18 protein-coding genes and 1 riboswitch are annotated in these 19,057 nt (G+C 73.1%); of the genes, 7 read left to right on the top strand and 11 right to left on the bottom strand.

The features are described 5' to 3' along the window. Positions 1-134: 134 nt before the first annotated feature. Genes ABEB03_RS07050 through ABEB03_RS07070 form a run of 5 tightly spaced genes read right to left on the bottom strand, consistent with a single transcriptional unit; the run spans position 135 to position 5,990 of the window. The gene (locus ABEB03_RS07050; RefSeq protein ID WP_345642915.1) at positions 135-980 is read right to left on the bottom strand and encodes an ECF transporter S component; all 846 of its coding nucleotides are present in this window, start codon (positions 978-980) and stop codon (positions 135-137) included. Beyond that, positions 977-2,860 carry an ATP-binding cassette domain-containing protein gene (locus ABEB03_RS07055; RefSeq protein ID WP_345642920.1) on the bottom strand — a complete coding sequence of 628 codons (1,884 nt, stop codon included), beginning with the start codon at positions 2,858-2,860 and terminating at the stop codon, positions 977-979. Before ABEB03_RS07055 ends, ABEB03_RS07050 begins: the two co-directional genes overlap by 4 nt. Further along, positions 2,857-4,101, bottom strand: a complete 1,245-nt coding sequence (locus ABEB03_RS07060; RefSeq protein ID WP_345642922.1) for an energy-coupling factor transporter transmembrane component T — start codon at positions 4,099-4,101, stop codon at positions 2,857-2,859. The genes ABEB03_RS07055 and ABEB03_RS07060 overlap by 4 nt, the downstream gene beginning before the upstream one ends. Positions 4,102-4,110: 9 nt before the next feature. After that, the gene (locus tag ABEB03_RS07065; RefSeq protein WP_425589202.1) at positions 4,111-4,767 is read right to left on the bottom strand and encodes an SCO2322 family protein; all 657 of its coding nucleotides are present in this window, start codon (positions 4,765-4,767) and stop codon (positions 4,111-4,113) included. Further along, positions 4,767-5,990 (bottom strand): prenyltransferase/squalene oxidase repeat-containing protein, encoded by a 1,224-nt coding sequence (locus ABEB03_RS07070; protein ID WP_345642930.1) that lies wholly within the window; start codon positions 5,988-5,990, stop codon positions 4,767-4,769. The genes ABEB03_RS07065 and ABEB03_RS07070 overlap by 1 nt, the downstream gene beginning before the upstream one ends. Before the next feature lie 142 nt (positions 5,991-6,132). Beyond that, a riboswitch (cobalamin riboswitch) is annotated at positions 6,133-6,189 on the bottom strand. 103 nt (positions 6,190-6,292) lie between these two features. Between ABEB03_RS07070 and ABEB03_RS07075 the strand changes: the two genes are divergently transcribed. Next, on the top strand, positions 6,293-6,955 hold the full coding sequence (locus tag ABEB03_RS07075; RefSeq protein ID WP_345642933.1) for a phosphotransferase: 663 nt from the start codon (positions 6,293-6,295) through the stop codon (positions 6,953-6,955). Here ABEB03_RS07075 and ABEB03_RS07080 read toward each other — a convergent pair. Together ABEB03_RS07080 and ABEB03_RS07085 are read right to left on the bottom strand one after the other, a co-directional pair. Next, positions 6,949-8,097, bottom strand: coding sequence for a serine hydrolase domain-containing protein (locus ABEB03_RS07080; protein WP_345642935.1), 1,149 nt, complete (start codon positions 8,095-8,097; stop codon positions 6,949-6,951). The genes ABEB03_RS07075 and ABEB03_RS07080 overlap by 7 nt on opposite strands. A gap of 159 nt (positions 8,098-8,256) precedes the next feature. Then, entirely contained in the window at positions 8,257-9,297 is a 1,041-nt protein-coding gene (locus tag ABEB03_RS07085; RefSeq protein ID WP_345642938.1) for an MBL fold metallo-hydrolase, read from the bottom strand. Positions 9,298-9,556: 259 nt separating this feature from the next. On the opposite strand from ABEB03_RS07085, the gene ABEB03_RS07090 reads away from it, so the two are divergent. Both ABEB03_RS07090 and ABEB03_RS07095 read left to right on the top strand, forming a co-directional pair. After that, complete coding sequence (locus tag ABEB03_RS07090; protein WP_345642941.1) at positions 9,557-11,014, top strand: aldehyde dehydrogenase; 1,458 nt, start codon at positions 9,557-9,559, stop codon at positions 11,012-11,014. 2 nt (positions 11,015-11,016) lie between these two features. Beyond that, on the top strand, positions 11,017-11,250 hold the full coding sequence (locus ABEB03_RS07095) for a ferredoxin (RefSeq protein WP_345642944.1): 234 nt from the start codon (positions 11,017-11,019) through the stop codon (positions 11,248-11,250). Positions 11,251-11,506: 256 nt separating this feature from the next. Here the strand turns inward: ABEB03_RS07095 and ABEB03_RS07100 are convergent, their stop codons facing one another. Next, positions 11,507-12,172, bottom strand: a complete 666-nt coding sequence (locus tag ABEB03_RS07100; RefSeq protein ID WP_345642947.1) for a TetR family transcriptional regulator — start codon at positions 12,170-12,172, stop codon at positions 11,507-11,509. A gap of 250 nt (positions 12,173-12,422) precedes the next feature. Here ABEB03_RS07100 and ABEB03_RS07105 point away from each other — a divergent pair, with 250 nt between their 5' ends. The 3 genes from ABEB03_RS07105 to ABEB03_RS07115 are packed head-to-tail and all read left to right on the top strand — an operon-like array spanning position 12,423 to position 15,726. Then, a complete protein-coding gene (locus ABEB03_RS07105) occupies positions 12,423-13,922 on the top strand; it encodes a glycosyltransferase family 4 protein (RefSeq protein WP_345642950.1) in 1,500 nt (499 codons plus the stop codon). After that, the gene (locus ABEB03_RS07110; protein ID WP_095933979.1) at positions 13,916-14,659 is read left to right on the top strand and encodes a class I SAM-dependent methyltransferase; all 744 of its coding nucleotides are present in this window, start codon (positions 13,916-13,918) and stop codon (positions 14,657-14,659) included. Before ABEB03_RS07105 ends, ABEB03_RS07110 begins: the two co-directional genes overlap by 7 nt. Then, the gene (locus ABEB03_RS07115; RefSeq protein WP_345642957.1) at positions 14,656-15,726 is read left to right on the top strand and encodes a prenyltransferase/squalene oxidase repeat-containing protein; all 1,071 of its coding nucleotides are present in this window, start codon (positions 14,656-14,658) and stop codon (positions 15,724-15,726) included. Before ABEB03_RS07110 ends, ABEB03_RS07115 begins: the two co-directional genes overlap by 4 nt. Before the next feature lie 79 nt (positions 15,727-15,805). Here the strand turns inward: ABEB03_RS07115 and ABEB03_RS07120 are convergent, their stop codons facing one another. Continuing rightward, the gene (locus ABEB03_RS07120; RefSeq protein WP_028800859.1) at positions 15,806-16,099 is read right to left on the bottom strand and encodes a hypothetical protein; all 294 of its coding nucleotides are present in this window, start codon (positions 16,097-16,099) and stop codon (positions 15,806-15,808) included. Positions 16,100-16,259: 160 nt separating this feature from the next. On the opposite strand from ABEB03_RS07120, the gene ABEB03_RS07125 reads away from it, so the two are divergent. Further along, a complete protein-coding gene (locus ABEB03_RS07125) occupies positions 16,260-16,877 on the top strand; it encodes a hypothetical protein (protein ID WP_345642964.1) in 618 nt (205 codons plus the stop codon). 67 nt (positions 16,878-16,944) lie between these two features. Here the strand turns inward: ABEB03_RS07125 and ABEB03_RS07130 are convergent, their stop codons facing one another. Together ABEB03_RS07130 and ABEB03_RS07135 are read right to left on the bottom strand one after the other, a co-directional pair. Next, positions 16,945-17,955, bottom strand: coding sequence for an LLM class F420-dependent oxidoreductase (locus tag ABEB03_RS07130; protein ID WP_345642966.1), 1,011 nt, complete (start codon positions 17,953-17,955; stop codon positions 16,945-16,947). A gap of 121 nt (positions 17,956-18,076) precedes the next feature. Further along, complete coding sequence (locus ABEB03_RS07135; protein ID WP_345642968.1) at positions 18,077-18,904, bottom strand: hypothetical protein; 828 nt, start codon at positions 18,902-18,904, stop codon at positions 18,077-18,079. Between the last annotated feature and the right edge of the window lie 153 nt (positions 18,905-19,057).

The raw sequence follows: 19,057 nt of genomic DNA on the forward strand, positions 1-19,057 counted from the left end.
ACATGGCGTCCGGTTTGTCCTACTACCTCCGTTAGGATGTGACTTAGGCCCTGTGGGGTGCTTCACCCCGGAACTGGCACAGGGTGCGCGACCGCCCGCACCCTGTCACCGGGCGGTGTGACCTGGGCCGCACCTCAGCGCGGTTCGAATGTGACCGGCGCCTCGAACGCGGCCCGGCGCGTGGCCCTGCGCAGCGCCCTGAGGAGCGTCGCGCCCAGCGCGAGGGTCAGGACGACCGTGACGACCGCCCGGCCCAGGTCCCAGCCGAGGGAGGTGGCCAGGCAGTACGCCAGGAACCGGGCCAGGTTCCCGGGCAGGCCGCGGTCCGGGTCGTAGGCGACGTCCGAGGCCAGCGCGTCCATGAAGGGCCACCCGGCCAGATTCATGACCGTGCCGTACGCGAACGCGGCCAGGAACCCGTACGCCGCGAGCATCGCCAGCTCCGCACGCCCGCGCAGCCGGTCGGGGCCCGGCAGCAGGCCCGCGCCCATCGTGAACCAGCCCATCGACAGCATCTGGAACGGCATCCACGGCCCGACCCCGCCCGTGAGCAGCGCCGACGCGAACATCGTCACGGAGCCGAGCACGAAGCCGAACCCCGGCCCGAGCACCCGCCCGCTCAACACCATCAGGAAGAACATCGGCTCGATGCCCGCGGTGCCCGCCCCGACCGGACGCAGGGCCGCGCCCGTCGCCGCCAGTACGCCCAGCATCGCCACGGCCTTCGGGCCGAGGCCCGACTCCGAGATCGTCGCGGCCACCACGGCGACCAGCAGCACCAGCAGCCCCGCGAACAGCCAGGGCGCGTCCTGCGCGTGCGCGCCGACCTGAGAACCGGGCCCCGCGATCAGCGGCCAGAGGAATCCGGCGGCACCGGTGGCGCTCACCAGGACGAGCGCGGCCACCGAGCGGGGCCCGAGGCGCACGGCCCGCGCCTGGCGCTGGAGCGGGGCGGGACGGGGAGCGGCGGGGCCGGTCACGACAGGGCCTCCCGGACCTGGGCGACGGTGAGCCAGGGCAGCGGGGCGAGCACCTTGCCGACCTGCGGCGCGAACGAGGGCGAGGCCACGACGACCTCCGCGGTGGGGCCGTCCGCGACGACCTCGCCGTCCGCCAGGATGACGACACGGTGGGCGAGCTCCGCGGCCAGCTCCACGTCGTGCGTGGCCAGCACGATGGCGTGCCCCTCGGCCGCCAGGCCGCGCAGCACTCTCACCAGCCGGGCCTTGGCCGCGTAGTCCAGGCCGCGGGTCGGCTCGTCGAGCAGCAGCAGCGGAGGACGCGCCGTCAGGACGACGGCCAGCGCGAGCGCCAGCCGCTGCCCCTCCGACAGATCCCGGGGATGCGTGTCGTCCCCGATGCCCGGCAGCAGCTCCGACACCAGCGCCCGGCAGGTCCCGGCCGCGGCCCCGGCGTCCTCGTCGGCCGCCGCACACTCGGCGGCCACCGTGTCCGCGTAGAGCAGGTCCCTCGGCTCCTGCGGCACGAGACCCACCCGCCGTACGAGGTCACGGGGCGCCGTGCGGTGCGGCACCGCACCGCCGACCAGGACCGAACCGGCCGCCGGCGCGACGAGCCCGACCAGTGCCCCGAGAAGCGTGGACTTTCCCGCGCCGTTCCGGCCCATGAGGGCGATCGTCTCGCCGGGCGCGGCGGTCAGACCGACCCGGCGCAGCGCCTCGATGCGCCCGCGCCGCACGGCCAGCGACTCCACGACGGCCGGCCGGTCCCCCGGGGGCGCCGCCGGGGTGCCGGGGGTGCCGCGGCGCAGGAACCGTGCCAGCGCGGAGACGGGTCGCATGCCCCGCGGCCCGGCCTCCCGCCGCCGTTCGGCTCCGGCCCTCCGGCCGGTCTCGTCCCGCTGCACCGGTACGTCCGGCCGGCCGGTCTCGTCCTGCTGTGCCGGTACGTCCGGCCGGCCGGTCTCGTCCTGCTGTGCCGTCACGTCCTGCCGGCCGGCCTCATCCTGTTGAGCCGTCCCGCCTCGCGCCCCTTCTCGCGGTGCCGGCGCGCCGAGCTGTGCCCGGCCGGCGCCGCCCGGTGCCTGCGCGAGCCGTTCGCGCAGGTCGCCCGCCCTGCGCCGGGCGTCGCGGACCGTCAATGGGAGCGGGGACCAGCCGGCCAGCCGGCCGAGCTCCACCACCGGCGGACACACCGGGGACACCGCCATCACCTCCGCGGGGGTGCCGAGGACCGGCGCCGCGCCCGGGGAGGGAAGGAGGACGAGCCGGTCCGCGTACTGCACGACGCGCTCCAGCCGGTGCTCGGCCATGAGCACCGTCGTACCGAGGTCGTGCACCAGGCGCTGGAGCACCGCGAGGACCTCCTCGGCGGCGGCCGGGTCGAGTGCCGACGTGGGTTCGTCGAGGACCAGGACGCTCGGGTGCGGGGTGAGGACCGAGCCGATGGCCACGCGCTGCTGCTGGCCGCCGGACAGGGTCGAGATCGCCCGGTCGCGCAGATCCGTCAGGGACAGCAGGTCGAGGGTCTCCTCCACCCGGCGGCGCATCACGTCCGGGGCGAGCCCCAGCGACTCCATGCCGTAGGCGAGTTCGTCCTCCACCGTGTCCGTCACGAAGTGGGACAACGGGTCCTGGCCCACCGTGCCCACCACGTCCGCGAGCTCGCGCGGCTTGTGCGTGCGGGTGTCCCGCCCGGCGACCGTGACCCGGCCGCGCAGCGTGCCGCCCGTGAAGTGCGGGACGAGCCCGCTCACCGCGCCGAGCACCGTCGACTTGCCGACCCCGGACGGGCCGACCAGCAGCACCAGCTCACCCTCCGGCACCTCGAAGTCCACGCCCCGGACGGTGGGCCCGGCCGCCCCCTCGTAGGTCACCGAGACGTCCTCGAAACGGATCATGGGGCTTCCTTGGGGATCGGAGCGACGAACGCGGGGAGAAGACCGAGCAGCACGGCCGCCGCCGGCCACAGCGGGAGGGCGGGGGCCACCAGCGGGACGACACCGGGACGCAGCGCCGCCGGATCGTACGAGGCCGCGGCGGTCATCAGCGCGGCCACCGCCACGCCCGAGCCGGCGACCAGCCAGGCCCGCACACCCCATTCGTCCGGCCGGTACCGGGTGCGTGCCGTGCGGCGGCCGCCCAGCCACAGCCCACCGAGCGCGGCGGCGACACCGGCCGCGAGGACCGGCAGGCCGTACGTTCCCCCCTCGGCGGTCAGCAGCCCGTACGTGCCCGCGCACACCCCGAGCAGACCGCCCAGCGTCAGCACGGCCGTGGTGCGGCGGACGCCGGCCGGCACCCGCGCCGTGCGTCCGTAACCGCGTGCGTCCATGGCCGCCGCGAGAGCCACCGAACGCTCCAGTGCGCCCTCCAGGACCGGCAGCCCGACGTGCAGCAGACCGCGCAGACCGCGGTCGGGGCGGCCGCGCAGCCGCCGGGCCGCACGCAGCCGCTGAGCGTCCGCGATCAGGTTCGGCGCGAAGGTCAGCGCCACGACCACCGCCACACCCGTCTCGTACAGCGCCCCCGGCAGCGACTTCAGCAGCCGTGCGGGGTTGGCGAGCGCGTTCGCGGCGCCCACGCAGATGAGCAGCGTGGCGAGCTTCAGACCGTCGTACAGCGCGAACACCAGCCCCTCCGCGGTGACCCGGCCGCCGATGCGGACGCCCTGCGCCCAGTCGGGCAGCGGCACTTCGGGGAGCGTGACGACGAGGTGCGTGCCCGGGATCGGCGAACCGAGGAACACGGCGAAGGCGAGCCGGATCGCGAGGACCGCCATCGCCAGCTTCACGAACGCGCCGTACGAACGGGCCCAGGGCGCCGAGGTGCGCCTGGCCGCGACGACATACCCGGCCGTGCCGACGAGCAGGGCCAGCAGGAGAGGGTTGGTGGTGCGGGACGCGGCGGTGCCCAGGCCCAGGGCCCAGACCCACCAGGCCCCCGGGTGCAGGGCGTTGGCCCGGTTCGCCTCCGGCGCGACACCGCGAGGGCGCCGCGGGCCCCGGCCGGCGGCGGCGACCGGCGTCGGTCCCTGCCCGTCACCCGGCTCCCGGCCGCGCTCGAACAGGACCGACCAGCGCCCGGCCGGACGGCCGTCCGCGGCGGGCACCGCCGTCTCCTCGGTGTCGTCCCTCGTCATCGCGCCCGCTCAGCCCCGGCGTCGGCGCGCCTGCCAGACGGCCGCGCCGGCCAGGACCGCCACGGCACCCGCTCCCGCCAGCAGGCCCACCGACGGGCCGTCGTCCGACGGCTCGGAGCGGTCCTCGGACCGGGCGGAACCGGACCCGCCCTTCGCCGAGACCTGCTCGCCGCAGCCGGTGCGGGGGTAGTCGGAGATGGCGCACAGGAGAGCGTCGCTGCCGTAGCGCAGCGGCTTGGCGACCGATGCGAGGGCCTCCGCGGTCGTCGCGTCCGGGGCGACCCGGGCGCAGGCCGTGCGCGGCGCCGGCGGCGTCTCGCCGGACGGCGCGTCGGCGGGCACACCGAAGTCGACGACGAGCGCCACCCGCTTCCTGCCGGACTGCGCGGCCGTGCCGGCGCAGATCGACGCGAAGTCCTTGTCGCCGCGCGGCCGTACGGCGTCCTTCGAGTCCTCGCTCACCGCGAAGCGGAACCCCACGACATCACCGTCGGACGGCCGCGCGGTCGACGGACCCTGCGTGGCGTACGCCCACTTCCCGCCGGTCAGCTCCCAGAAGGACCAGTAGCGGTAGCCGACGGCCTGCGCCGGGGAGGTGCCGCCGAGCACCAGGAACAGCAGGGCCAGGGCGAGGGCCAGGACCGGCGCGGACGTCCGACGGCGTATCACAGCTGCTGCTTCTTGTTGCGGCCGCTGAGCAGGAAGCCGATGCCGATGCCGGCGACGAGGCCGACGCCGACGATCCACCACACGCCCAGACCCTTGTCGTCGTCCTTCTTCTTCTCGTCCGCGGCGTCCGAGTGGTCGGCCGCGGCCGCCGCCGGGCCGGTCCTGCCGAGCTGAGTGACGAGGTCCTGACCGCCGAAGTGACGCGGGTCGGTGCCCGTGGCGTGCGCGGCGAAGATCAGCTGCGCGTACGCGGCGGGACCGGCCTTCGCCGCCCAGGTGCCGGACTCCTTCTCCAGCCAGGCGAGCGGCTTCTTCGTGTCCGCGGTCCGGCCCGCGGCGGCGAGCGCGACGACGGCGTCGGCGGTGTTGCCGTAGTCCGGCTGGTCCTTCGCGCCCGGCATCGCGGACAGCAGGTAGGGCTTGGCGTCCAGGCTTCCCGCGAGGTAGGACGCGCCGTTGGCGGCGGCCCCCTGCGGCGTCAGCCCGTCGGCGTCACGGCAGGTGTCACCGCCGGAGGCCTTGCCCGCCGTCGTCACGAAGCCCTTGCCGAGCGATCCGACCACGCCCGCCGCCGAGGCGTCGGCGTTCGCCGCCAGCTTCCCCTTCTTGTCCGGCTGGAAGGCGAAGGCACCGCCGCCGTCCTCGTCGCACGGGACCGACAGCTTCACCAGGGCGTCGTAGGGCGACTTGCCGTCCTTCACCACGTCGCCGGGGTGCTGTCCGGCCGCGGCGAGCGCGCCGATCACCACGGACGTCGAGTTGGCGTCGCTCGCCCCGCCCGCGGTGTAGCCCCAGCCGCCGTCCTTGTTCTGCACGGACTTCAGCCAGCCGACCGCCTTGCCCAGCTCGCCGTCGTGCCCGCCGAGCGCGGCGAGCGCCTGCACGGCGGCGGCCGTGTTGTTCGTGTCGACCATCGTCTTGGCGTCGCACTTCGCGCTCGCGTCGGCGCGGTACGGCGCGAACGCCCCCGTCGCGCACTGCTGCCCGGTCAGCCACTTGACCGCCTTCGCGGCCGGCTCGACGCCCGCGGTGTGCTGCGCGAGCAGCGCGAGCGACTGCCGCCACACGCCGTCGTACGTGGGGTCGGCGGAACCGAAGAGGCCCGACGGGAGGGCCGGGGAGGGAGACGGGGACGCGTCGGCGGCGAAGGCGGCCGGTGCGAAGGCCGCGCCGATCACGGCGGATGCGGCCAGTACCGCTGCGCTGCGGCGAACAATCATGACTCTCCCTGCGGGGGAGCCGGGCAGCACCGGGCACGCTGGAGCATCCGGGCGGCTCCGGCTCCGTATGCCTCGACGGTGCCGGCCATCGGCGGGCTGCCGGTGGCACGAGCCGGTCACGTCCCGGACGAGGCGATCCGGCTCACCGCCCTCGGGGCGGTTCACGGTTGCGGGTCAGCGCCGGAATTGCACCGGCTTCCCCCCGTACGGGTGTGATGACGACGCGCTTACTCTACCGGCCCGTAGCAAGAGCCTGAGGGGCGCCTGTGACGGGCGCCGCCGGGGCCGCTAGGTTCGGCCCCATGCGAACGGGGAGACTGCTCGGCTCGGGACGCTCGGCGGACGTCTACGAGGTCGACGAGGCCTGGGTGCTGCGCCGCGACCGGGACGGCTGGGGCGACGCCACCGCCGAGGCAGCGGTGATGCAGCACGTGCACACGCACGGCTATCCGGTGCCCACGATCCGCGCGGCGACCCGGACCGACCTCGTCATGGAGCGGCTGACCGGGCCGACCATGCTGGGGGCGTTCGGCGAGGGACTGCTGTCCCCCGAGGAGGCCGGTCTCATCCTCGCCCGGCTGCTGCGCAAACTGCACGCGGTGCCCGCGCGGCTCTCCGCCGACCCCGCCGTCCGCGTCCTCCACCTGGACCTGCACCCCGACAACGTGATGCTCACGCCCGACGGCCCGAAGGTCATCGACTGGGCCAACGCGGAGGAGGGGCCGCCCGGGCTGGACTGGGGCATGTCCGCGGTGATCCTCGCCCAGGTCGCGGTCGGCGGCGACGCGGTCGCCGGGGTGGCCCACGAGACGCTCGCCGCCATGCTCGACGCCAACGAGGACTGCGTGACGGACGACGGCCTCGCCGGGGCCAGGGCCCGGCGCGCCGCCAACCCGACGATGAGCACGCGCGAGGTCCAACTCCTCGGCGACGCCGAGGAGTTGATCCGCGAACTGCTTCACTGAGGGCCGTCGGTGGTCCGCCGCCAGAAGTCCCGCATCAGCGGGGTGGGTGTCGGATTCTCCATGGCAACCTGGGTGAGCAGCACGGTGACGGTGCCGGTGGACGGCACCAGGTGGGCGGTGGTGCCGGTGCCGCCGACCCAGCCGTAGCGGCCCGGCACGTTCCACGGGTCGAGGGGCGCGATGTCGACCTGACCGCCGTACCCCCAGCCCTGCCCTTCCAGGAACAGCGCGCCGTCCTCGCGCTGGGCGGGCGTGAGGTGGTCGGTGGTCATCCGCCGCACCGAGTCGGCGGACAGCACCCGGCGCCCGCCCGCCGTGCCGCCGTCGAGCAGCATCCGCGCGAAGGCCAGCCAGTCGTCGGCCGTGGAGACGAGCCCGCCGGCGCCGGACGGGAAGGGGGCGCCTCCGCTCCACTGCCCGTCGGGTGTGTCGACGAGCTCCAGGCCGCCCTCGGCGGGCCGGTACGAGCTCGTGAACCGGTCCCGCTTCGCGGCCGGCACCTCGAAGGCGGTGTCCGTCATGCCGAGCGGCTCGAAGACCCGCTCGGCCAGGAACTCCGGCAGCGGCCGGCCTGCCGCCCGGGAGACCAGGACGCCCTGGAGGTCGGAGCTGGTGTTGTACAGCCAGGCCTCGCCCGGCTGGTGCAGCAGCGGAACACGGGCCAGGCGCTCCAGCCACGCGTCCGGCGCGGGATAGGTCTGCGGACCGAAGCCGTCCGCCTGCACCCCGAACAACGCCTGGACCTGCGGCAGCGTGAAGTCGGAGGGGAAGCCCCAGCCCGGCCGGGAGGACAGCAGGTCCGCGACGGTGATGGGCCGTACGGCCGGGACCACGTCGTCGAGCGGCGACGACGGCGTCCGCACGACCGCCGGTTTCGCCAGCTCCGGAAGCCAGGTGTCGACCGGGTCGTCGGGCGCGATCACACCGTCGTCGACGAGCGTCAGCACGGCGGCCGCCGTGATCGGCTTGGTGATCGAGGCGATGCGGAAGATCGAGTCCCGGGCCATCGGGGCGCTGCCCTCGACGTCGACGGAGCCCACGGCCCGGACCTCGACACGGCCGCCGCGGGCGACCAGGCCCACCGCTCCCGGCACCGTGCCGTCGTCGACGTACGCCTTCAGGAGATCGTGCAGGCCGCTCATCGCGTCACCTTCCGTACGGGGCGGGCACCGCTGTCCGCCGTCACCCCGTACGACTCCCCGCGCGCCGGGAACTCATCGCCGCACCGGCACGCATCACCCCGGAACGGGCGCGCGGCGCTTCATCGCCGGGTGTTCGAACGGTGGTCCGTCGCCGCGCGGTCACACCGCGACGTACGTCACCGGTTCGCTGCCCGGCACGGCCTCCGCGCGGCCCAGCTTGACCAGGCGGCGCAGGTGCGCCTCCGCCTCCGAGACCGCGATGGTCCGCGAGCCGTAGGGGATCTGCTCCCAGGGGCGGTTCCACTCCATGCGCTCGGCGAGCTGCCAGGGGGTGAGGGGGGTGGTGATCAGCGACAGCAGACCGGTGAGGCGTTCCTCGTGGTGGTCGAGCAACTCCCGCACGCGGGCGGGGGCGTCGGCGAACGGGTGCTGATGGGCCGGGAGCACCTCGGCGGGCTCCAGGCGGCCGATGCGTTCCAGGGAGTCGAGGTAGTCGCCGAGGGGGTCGGTGACGGTCGCGTCGTCCGGGTCCTCGTAGAGCCCGATGTGCGGGGTGATCCGCGGCAGCAGATGGTCGCCGGAGAACAGCCGTCCGCGGCCGGGCAGCCGGGCGGGATGCGTCTCCTCCAGGTGGAGGCAGACGTGGCCGGGGGTGTGGCCCGGCGTCCACACGGCGCGCAGCCGGCGGCCGGGCAGGGGCAGGAGCTCCCCGGGGACGATCTCCCGGTCGGGCAGCGCGGGCGAGAAGCCGGGCAGGGTGCTGGGGCGGCGCGCGGAGGTCCGCGTCCCGCGCAGCGGGGCGATGTGCTCCTCGGGTGCGCCCGAGGCCTCCAGTTTGGCCGCCATGTAGGCGAACCAGCGCTCGGGCCGGTTCTCCCGGGTCCGCCGGACGATGGCGGCGTCCGCGGCGTGCATCGCGATCCAGGCTCCGGACGCCTCGCGGACCTTGCCGGACAGTCCGTGGTGATCGGGGTGGTGGTGGGTGATGACGACGCCGTGGACGCCGGCGACGGAGGTGCCGCAGGCGGTGAGGCCCTCGGCGAGGGTGTCCCAGGAGCCGGGGTCGTCCCATCCCGTGTCGATCAGGACGGGACCGGCGTCGGTGTCGACGACGTACACCAGGGTGTGGCCGAGGGGGTTGTCCGGGATGGGCACCTTGATCGACCGTACGCCCCCGCCGTGATCGGTCACCTGCGTCATGCGCTTCCCACCCATCGCCGAGTTCTCGCCACTATAACTAGAACGGGTTCCAATGGGAGCCCAAGTCGACCGTTCCTCCTGGGCCGTGTGTCCGGCTGGTCGGTTTCCGGCCGTGGTTCCCGAGTGGGTACGCGGCGACCCCCGTCGCGCGAGGACCGCTCCCGATGGTGCCGGGGCCGTGGACTGTACCGACGGGAACTGGTATCAGTTCTCGTATCTGATGGATCGTCAGAGAACTTCCCCGGGGAGGCAGTCGGCCATGACCGAGCTCGTGGAACACGGACAGCTGTTCATCGGCGGGGAGTTGACGGACCCCCTGGGCCGGGACGTCATCGAGGTCGTCTCGCCGCACACCGAGGAAGTCATCGGGCGGGTACCGCACGCCTGTGCACAGGACGTCGACCGGGCCGTCGCCGTGGCGCGCAAGGCCTTCGACGAGGGCCCGTGGCCGCGCATGAGCCTCGACGAGCGGATCCAGGTCGTCACCCGGATCAAGGACGCGATCGCCGTGCGGCACGAGGAGATCGCCCGTGTCATCTCCTCCGAGAACGGCTCCCCGTACTCCTGGAGCGTCCTCGCGCAGGCCCTCGGCGCGATGATGGTGTGGGACGCGGCGATCACCGTCGCACGCGACTACCCGTGCGAGCAGACGCGCGACGGGGTCCTCGGCAGGATCATGGTGCGCCGCGAACCGGTGGGCGTGGTGGCGGCCGTGGTGCCCTGGAACGTGCCGCAGTTCGTGGCGGCGGCCAAGCTCGCGCCCGCCCTGCTGACCGGCTGCACCGTGGTGCTGAAGCCGTCGCCCGAGTCGCCCCTGGACGCCTATCTGCTCGGCGAGATCGCCCGGGAGGCCGGGCTGCCGGAGGGCGTGCTGTCGATCCTTCCCGCCGACCGCGAGGTCAGCGAGTACCTGGTCGGACACCCCGGCATCGACAAGGTCTCCTTCACGGGCTCCGTCGCCGCGGGCAAGCGCGTCATGGAGGTCGCCTCCCGCAACCTCACCCGCGTGACCCTGGAACTCGGCGGCAAGTCGGCGGCGGTCGTCCTGCCCGACGCGGACATCGGGACGTCGGTCCCCGGGATCGTCTCGGCCGCCTGGATGAACAACGGCCAGGCGTGCGTGGCCCAGACCCGCATCCTCGTCCCGCGCTCCCGCTACGACGAGTTCGCGGACGCCTTCGCCGCCGCCGCGAGTGCCCTGGTCGTCGGCGACCCGCTCGACCCGGCGACGCAGGTCGGCCCGCTGGTCGCCAGGCGCCAGCAGCAGCGCAACCTCGACTACATCCGCATCGGCCAGGAGGAAGGCGCCAAGATCCTCACCGGCGGCGGACGCCCGCACGGCCTCGACCGCGGCTGGTACGTCGAGCCGACGCTCTTCGGCGACGTCGACAACTCCATGCGCATCGCCCGCGAGGAGATCTTCGGCCCGGTGATCTGCCTGCTCCCGTACGGCGACGAGACCGAGGCCGTGAAGATCGCCAACGACTCCGACTACGGGCTCAGCGGCAGCGTCTGGACCGCCGACGTCGCCCACGGCATCGACGTGGCCCGCCGGGTCCGCACCGGCACCTACTCCGTGAACACCTTCAGCCTCGACATGCTCGGCCCGTTCGGCGGCTACAAGAACTCCGGCCTGGGGCGGGAGTTCGGACCCGAGGGGTACGGCGAGTTCCTGGAGCACAAGATGATCCACCTGCCGGCCGGCTGGGAGGCGTGAGCATGGGCGACCGCTGGCAGGTCGAGGTCGACCGCTCCGTCTGCATCGGCTCCGCCCAGTGCGTCCACCAGGCACCTGACGCCTTCCGGCAGGACAGCGCCATGCAGTCGCATCCGGTCGATGCGGAGACCGACGCCAACGAGAGGATCCTCGGGGCGGCGGAGGGCTGCCCCGTGGAGGCCATCATGATCACGGTGCTGGGGACCGGGGAACCGGTCTTTCCTCCGGAAGACTGAAAAAAATCCGTTTTAGGGTGCTCCATTTCGCCGTGGGCGTTCTATCCTGGTATTGGCCTACGGGACGAGTGAGGGAGTTCGACCGGAGTAGCCGACTCGGGCGTGACGCTTCGGCATCCGCCGGGGCCGACGTCGACGGACGGGCTGAGAGGCCGGAAGGCAGCAGCAGGGCCGGAAGGCGACCCCCAACACCTGATCCGGACAATGCCGGCGAAGGGAACCCGTCTCGTAGGTTCTTTGCGCGCCTGTGGGCGCCTCAGTGGCCGTCGTCCGGTGTCGTGAGGTCGATCAGCCGGCACACCGTCTCGATGTCTATCTTGACCTGGGCGATCGAGGCGCGGCCGGACAGCCAGGTGATCAGCGCCGAGTGCCAGGTGTGCTCGATGACGCGGACGGCCGAGAGCTGGGCCGGAGTGGGATCGTCGAGCCCCATGGCGTCCAGGATGATCACCGTGGTCTGCCGGGAGACCTGGTCGACCTCGGGGCTGACGCTGCGGTCCGCGAAGGTGAGCGCGCGGACCATGGCGTCGGCGAGGTGCGGCTCGCGCTGGAGCGCCCGGAACGCCCGCATCAGCGTCTCCGCCACCCGCTCCGCCGCCGTGTCCCCGGCCGGCGGCTTCTTGCGCAGGGTGCCGTGCATGTGCTCCAGCTGGTCCTGCATCGTCGCGACCAGCAGATGGACCTTCGACGGGAAGTACCGGTACAGCGTGCCCAGGGCGACCTGGGAGGACTCCGCGACCTCGCGCATCTGCACGGCGTCGAAGCCGCCCCGGCTCGCCAGCTGCGCGCTCGCGTGCAGGATCCGGCGGCGGCGCGCCTCCTGCCGCTCGGTGAGCGGGGGCGAGGCCGGCTGGGGGGCGTGCGCGGGGGAGTGCGACGCCTGTCGCGTGTTCTTCGAGTCCGCCTTGGCTTCCGCAGGCATGGGTCCGTTCCGTGACATCAGCGAGAGGAGCGACGAGTCAGCATGGCAGGGCCTTCGCCGCGGTGCGAACCAGCTGACCCCGTCGCGCGGTCGTGGCGTCGGCCGTGGCGTGAATCACCTGATCCACCGCTCACAGCGGCGCTACCTGCCGGTAGATTCAGTCCTCCTTGAACGATCAAGTCTGAAACTTGTTCTAGATTAGCGTCCCGGCGTAATCTCGCGGGAAAGTGCAGAAAGAAGGGGGCCGGAAGTGACCGCTGAGGCCATGGAGGCGGGCCCCGGGGAGGGTGCGGCCGCCGACGCGGACCCCTCTCTGAGCGGACGCGGCCGAGGGCCCGGTGAGGACCGGCCCCTGCGCATCGCGCTCCTCACCTACAAGGGAAACCCGTTCTGCGGCGGCCAGGGCGTCTACGTACGGCACCTCTCGCGCGAACTCGCCCGGCTCGGCCACACCGTCGAGGTCATCGGCTCCCAGCCCTACCCCGTCCTCGACGAGGGCGAGGGGCTCGCCGGGCTCTCCCTCACCGAGCTGCCCAGCCTCGACCTGTACCGCCAGCCCGACCCCTTTCGCACCCCCGGACGCGACGAGTACCGCGACTGGATCGACGCGCTGGAGGTCGGCACCATGTGGACGGGCGGCTTCCCCGAGCCGCTGACGTTCTCGCTGCGCGCCCGCCGTCATCTGCGCGCCCGCCGCGGCGAGTTCGACGTCATCCACGACAACCAGACCCTCGGCTACGGCCTGCTGGGCGACATGGGCGCACCGCTCGTCACCACGATCCACCACCCCATCACCGTCGACCGGCAGCTCGAACTCGACGCCGCCGAGGGCTGGCAGCGGCGCGCCTCCGTCCGCCGCTGGTACGCGTTCACACGCATGCAGAAGCGCGTCGCACGCCGTCTGCCCTCCGTGCTCACCGTCTCCGGCACCTCCCGCCAGGAGATCGTCGACCACCTCCGCGTGCGCGACAGCCGCATCCACGTGGTCCACATCGGCGCCGACACCGACCTTTTCTCGCCGGATCCCGCGGTCCGCCAGGTGCCCGGCCGGATCGTGACGACGTCCAGCGCGGACGTGCCGCTCAAGGGCCTCGTCTTCCTCGTCGAGGCCCTCGCCAAGGTGCGCACCGAGCACCCCGGAGCGCACCTCGTCGTCGTCGGCAAGCGCGCCGAGGACGGGCCCGTCGCCCAGGCCATCGAGCGCTACGGGCTCGAAGGCGCCGTCGAGTTCGTCAAGGGCATCTCCGACGCCGAGCTCGTCGACCTCGTCCGCTCCGCCGAAGTCGCCTGCGTGCCTTCGCTGTACGAGGGGTTCTCGCTGCCGGCCGCAGAGGCGATGGCCACGGGTACGCCGCTGGTGGCCACCACCGGAGGAGCGATCCCGGAGGTCGCCGGCCCGGACGGGGAGACCTGCCTCGCGGTGCCGCCCGGCGACGCCGGCGCGCTGGCCGCCGCGCTGAACCGGCTCCTCGGCGACCCCGGACTGCGGGCGCGCCTCGGCACCGCTGGACGCGCACGTGTCCTGGAGCGGTTCACCTGGGCCAGGGCCGCACAGGGCACGGTGGCCCACTACCGCGAGGCGATGGCCCACGCGGCGGGCCGGACCTCCGGCGGTCCGGCGGCCCCGGACCGCTCCGCGCCGGGCGCGGGCCGTCCGGCAGCCACGTCTTCCCTTCCCCCGGCGGCGCCCGCGCAGGACGCCGACGAAGAAGTAGTTGTCGCCAACCGCGAAAGCAGGGCCACGTGCTGACCGTCGACTTCTCCCGGTTCCCGCTCGCCCCGGGCGACCGTGTCCTGGACCTCGGCTGCGGTGCCGGCCGGCACGCGTTCGAGTGCTACCGGCGCGGCGCCCAGGTCGTCGCGCTGGACCAGAACGCCGACGAGATCCGCGAGGTCGCCAAGTGGTTCGCGGCGATGAAGGAGGCCGGTGAGGCACCCGCCGGTGCCACCGCCACGGCGATGGAGGGCGACGCGCTCGCGCTGCCCTTCCCCGACGAGTCCTTCGACGTCGTCATCATCTCCGAGGTGATGGAGCACATCCCCGACGACAAGGGCGTCCTCGCCGAGATGGTGCGGGTGCTCAAGCCGGGCGGCCGGATCGCCATCACCGTCCCGCGCTACGGCCCGGAGAAGGTCTGCTGGACGCTGTCCGACGCGTACCACGAGGTCGAGGGCGGCCACATCCGCATCTACAAGGCGGACGAGCTGCTGGCCAAGATCCGGGAAGCCGGACTGCGGCCGTACGGCACCCACCACGCGCACGCGCTGCACTCGCCGTACTGGTGGCTGAAGTGCGCGTTCGGCGTCGACAACGACAAGGCGCTGCCCGTGCGGGCGTATCACAAGCTGCTGGTCTGGGACATCATGAAGAAGCCGCTGGCCACCCGCGTCGCCGAGCAGGCGCTGAACCCGCTGATCGGCAAGAGCTTCGTGGCCTACGCGACCAAGCCGCACCTGCCGCAGCTCTCCGAGGCGGACGCCACGTGACCACGCCCCGGACAGAACACCTCGTCCTGCCCGGGGTCCTCACCGCCGAGCAGGCTGCCGCCACCGTGCGCGGAATCCTCGCGGTGCAGCGCCCGGACGGCGCCATACCGTGGTTCCGCGGTCACCACCTCGATCCGTGGGACCACACCGAGGCGGCCATGGCACTGGACGCGGCCGGCGAGCACGAGGCGGCCGAGCGGGCGTACGCGTGGCTGGTCCGGCACCAGAACGAGGACGGCTCCTGGTACGCGGCCTACGCCGACGGGGACGCCGACGATGTCACCGACCGCGGGCGCGAGACGAACTTCTGCGCCTACCTCGCGGTCGGCGTCTGGCACCACTACCTCGCCACCGGTGACGACACGTTCCTGGACCGCATGTGGCCGGCCGTCTACGCGGCCGTGGAGTTCGTGCTGCGCCTCCAGCAGCCCGGCGGCCAGATCGGCTGGAAGCGCGAGGACGACGGCACACCGGTCGACGACGCGCTGCTGACCGGGAGTTCGTCGATCCACCACGCCCTGCGCTGCGCGCTCGCCATCGCCGAACAGCGCGAAGAGCCGCAGCCCGACTGGGAGTTGGCGGTGGGCGCGCTGCGCCACGCGATCCGCAGGCACCCGGAGCGGTTCCTCGACAAGGACCGCTACTCGATGGACTGGTACTACCCGGTGCTCGGCGGTGCGCTGACGGGCGCCGAGGCGAAGGCCCGTATCGAGGAGGGCTGGGACCGTTTCGTGGTCCCCGGCTTCGGTGTCCGCTGTGTGGTCCCCAACCCGTGGGTGACCGGCGGGGAATCGGCCGAACTCGCCCTGGCCCTGTGGGCGGTGGGCGAATCCGACCGCGCGCTGGACATCCTTCAGTCCATCCAGCACCTGCGCGATCCGAAGACCGGCCTGTACTGGACGGGTTACGTCTTCGAGGACCAGGTGATCTGGCCCGAGGAACTCACCACATGGACCGCGGGGTCGCTGCTCCTGGCCGTCGCCGCGCTCGGCGGCGACGAGCCCACCTGCGCCGTCTTCGGCGGGGAGCGCCTGCCGACGGGCCTGGACCCCGACTGCTGCGCCTGACCGCCGTCATGCAGCCGCCCCCGGCCGTCCCGCCGGGAGCGGCTGCCGTCCGTCGGACGTCGCGCGCCGAGTCCTGCCGTCAGTGCCGGTGCATGCGGTTGGCGATCGCGTGCCCTATGAACAGGTACACGACGGCCGCCAGGCCGTAACCGGCGACGACTCGCGCCCACGCCTCGTCGAAGGTGAACAGGTCACGGGACCAGCCCGCCAGCCAGCCGGCCACGTCATGGACGAACTGCACCAGATCGTTGGCGCGGTTGGCGTCCAGCAGGTACATCAGGATCCAGAGACCGAGGATGACGGCCATCACGTCCGCGACGATCGCGATGACCGTCCCCGCCTGGTTGGAACCGTTGCGATATCGAGGGGACATGTCCTGCGGGTTGCCGCGCAATCGTGTATGAAACCTGAACCGATTCGCCCAAGTGGCGCAACGTCCCGCGCGGGGTGACGCTGGCGGGGAGAGCCGTGTTCTCCCATGACCGGGGAGGACCACTGGACCAGGGAGCACCGCTCCTGCCCCGGAGGACCCCGTGCCTGTACCGATACGGCGCCTCGTCGTGGCGCTCACCCTCAGCTGTGCCCTGATCGCGGGCGGCACCGCGTGCACCAGCGGTGCGAACGCGAAGGGCGCCAAGGTCGCGATTCCCGCGGCCGCCACCGCGACCCCGTCGGCGCCCGCGAAGACCCCGAGCCCCTCGGCGTCCGGCAAGACCCCGAGTCCGTCGGCCACCGCGCAGAAACAGAAGCTCGCCAAGACGCGGTTCGTGGCGAACGCGGGCCTCGCCGCCGGCGCCACCTACCAGTGGATCTACAAGCCCTGGAAGGCGGGCAAGTTCAAGAAGGGCGCCCACGGCCGCAAGTTCACCCTCATCAAGGCGGGCCTCGCGGGCGCGTTCGCCTACAACCGGCTGAAGGCCGCCCTGAAGAACGCCCAGGGCGACCCCACGCTCTCCAAGGCCGTCGCCCCGCTCGCCGCGGGCATCGAGTCGCTGAAGAACCTGCCCGCCAAGCTCCGCAAGGGCGACTCCACCGACGCCGTCGCGAACACCTTCAACGACATCATCAACCAGGTGAAGGACGCCGGGAAGAGCGCGGGCGCCGAGGTCAAGAACCAGGTTCCGTCCGGCTCACAGCTCACGGGCGGCTGAGCCCCACCGTCCCCCGAGTCCGGTGGCCGGGCACCCCGCGCCCGGTCACCGGACGTCCCGCGCGCCGTCAGGCGTTCAGGTCCGCGAGCACCCGGAGCGTGTGCCGGTCCGGCGACAGGACGAGCAGGTCGGTCACCGGGCCCTTGCGCCACAACTCCAGGCGCTCCGCGATGCGTTCGCGGGGACCGACGAGGGAGATCTCGTCCGCGAAGGCGTCGGGGACGGCCATGACGGCCTCCTGGCGGCGCCCTTCGAGGAACAGCCGCTGAATCCTGCGCGCCTCCTCCTCGTACCCCATGCGCGCCATCAGGTCGGCGTGGAAGTTGCGGGCCGCGTGTCCCATCCCGCCGATGTAGAAGCCGAGCATCGCCTTGACGGGCAGCAGACCCTCGGCGATGTCGTCGCAGACGTGGGCGCGGGCCATGGGGGCGACGAGGAAGCCGTCCCGCAGCCCGTCCAGCGACGCCTGGTACGCCTGGGGGCGCGTCGGCGCCCAGTACAACGGCAGCCAGCCGTCCGCGATCCGTGTGGTCTGCGCGACGTTCTTCGGCCCCTCCGCGCCGAGCAGCACGGGCAGGCCGGCGCGCAGCGGGTGCGTGATGGGCTTCAGGGCCTTGCCGAGGCCGGTCCCGTCGGGCCCCCGGTAGGGGTGGGCGTGGAAGCGTCCGTCCAGCTCGACGGGCCCTTCGCGGCGGAGCACCTGGCGGACGACGTCGACGTACTCCCGGGTGGCGGTGAGCGGCGACTTCGGGAACGGACGTCCGTACCAGCCCTCGACGACCTGTGGCCCCGACAGGCCGAGACCGAGCATCATGCGCCCGCCGGAGAGGTGGTCGAGGGTGAGCGCGTGCATCGCGGTGGTGGTGGGGGAGCGGGCCGCCATCTGCGCGACGGCGGTGCCGAGCCGGATGCGGGAGGTGTGCGCGGCGATCCAGGTGAGCGGGGTGAAGGCGTCGGAGCCCCAGGACTCGGCGGTCCACACCGAGTGGTACCCGAGCCGCTCGGCCTCCTGGGCGAGCGGCACATGGTCCGCGGACGGGCCGCGTCCCCAGTAGCCGAGTGCGAGACCGAGCCGCATGTCGCCTCCAGAACCCAGTATCTGACGGACCGTCAGTAGATGTTCGGCGCCTGCGACTGTACGACAACGGCCCCCCGCCGTGAAGGGCGAGGGGCCGTGGTCCGGTGTACGGGTGCGGGGTTCAGCCGCGCTGGATCCCCGACGTGTCCTGCAGGACACCACGACGGCCGTCCTGCGTCTGCGCCACCAGGGTGGCACCGCGCTGCTCGACGGCCAGGTACCAGGTGCCCGGCGCCAGCTCGGCGATCGGCGTCTGCGAACCGTCCTCGCCGAACAGCGGACGCGCCACCGGCACGGCGAACCAGAACGGCGAGAAGTCCGAGGCGGGCTGCTGCTGCGACGGCGCGGGCTGCTGCTGCGACGGGCCGCCGAACGGCGCGCCCTGCGGCTGTCCGCCGTAGGGCTGCTGCCCCGGCTGCGGGGCGCCCGGGTAGCCGTAACCACCCTGCGGCTGACCGCCGTACGGCTGCGGCGCGGCCGGACGCGGAGCGCCGACGAGAGCCGCCTTGAGGGCGGGGACGAGGGGGGTGGCGATGGCGGCACCGGCCAGCACCAGGGTGGCGACCAGGGAGAGGATCAGACCGCTGCCCGCGTCGACCCCGTTGTCCGAGCCGTTGCCCACGTTGTCGACGCCGCCGACCGGGTCGAAGATGTTCCCGAGGGCAGTCCACGCGGCGAAGACTGTGAAGGCGATGCCGAACTGGCCGAGGTCGAGGCCGGCGACCTTCAAAGGCTGCGGACGACCGCGGGAGACGACGATGAGCGCGGCGCCGATGATGCCCGCAAGGACGACGCCCATGAGCACCGGCCCGCTCTCCCAGGCGTTCGGGAGGTCGTAGCTGTCCGGGGCCCCGTCGATGGAGTAGATGTCGAGGAACGACGCGATGAACAGCAACACCGCTGCTCCGATCACCACGCCGTCGCCTCTAGTGAGGGAGCGGATATTCACTTCAGGTCCTTCGTCAGTCGTCTCGTCATCGGTGGAGGCGTCGCTGTCACCGTGTCGCCGTCATGGTGTCGCCGTCGGGCCTCGGTGTGAAGCGCGGGGGTGGCCCCTCATCGTAGGGACGACACTATCGCCCGTCCGATCAGGGTGTCCGCC

This window comes from Streptomyces siamensis (genome assembly GCF_039543605.1).
GTDB lineage: Bacteria > Actinomycetota > Actinomycetes > Streptomycetales > Streptomycetaceae > Streptomyces > Streptomyces siamensis.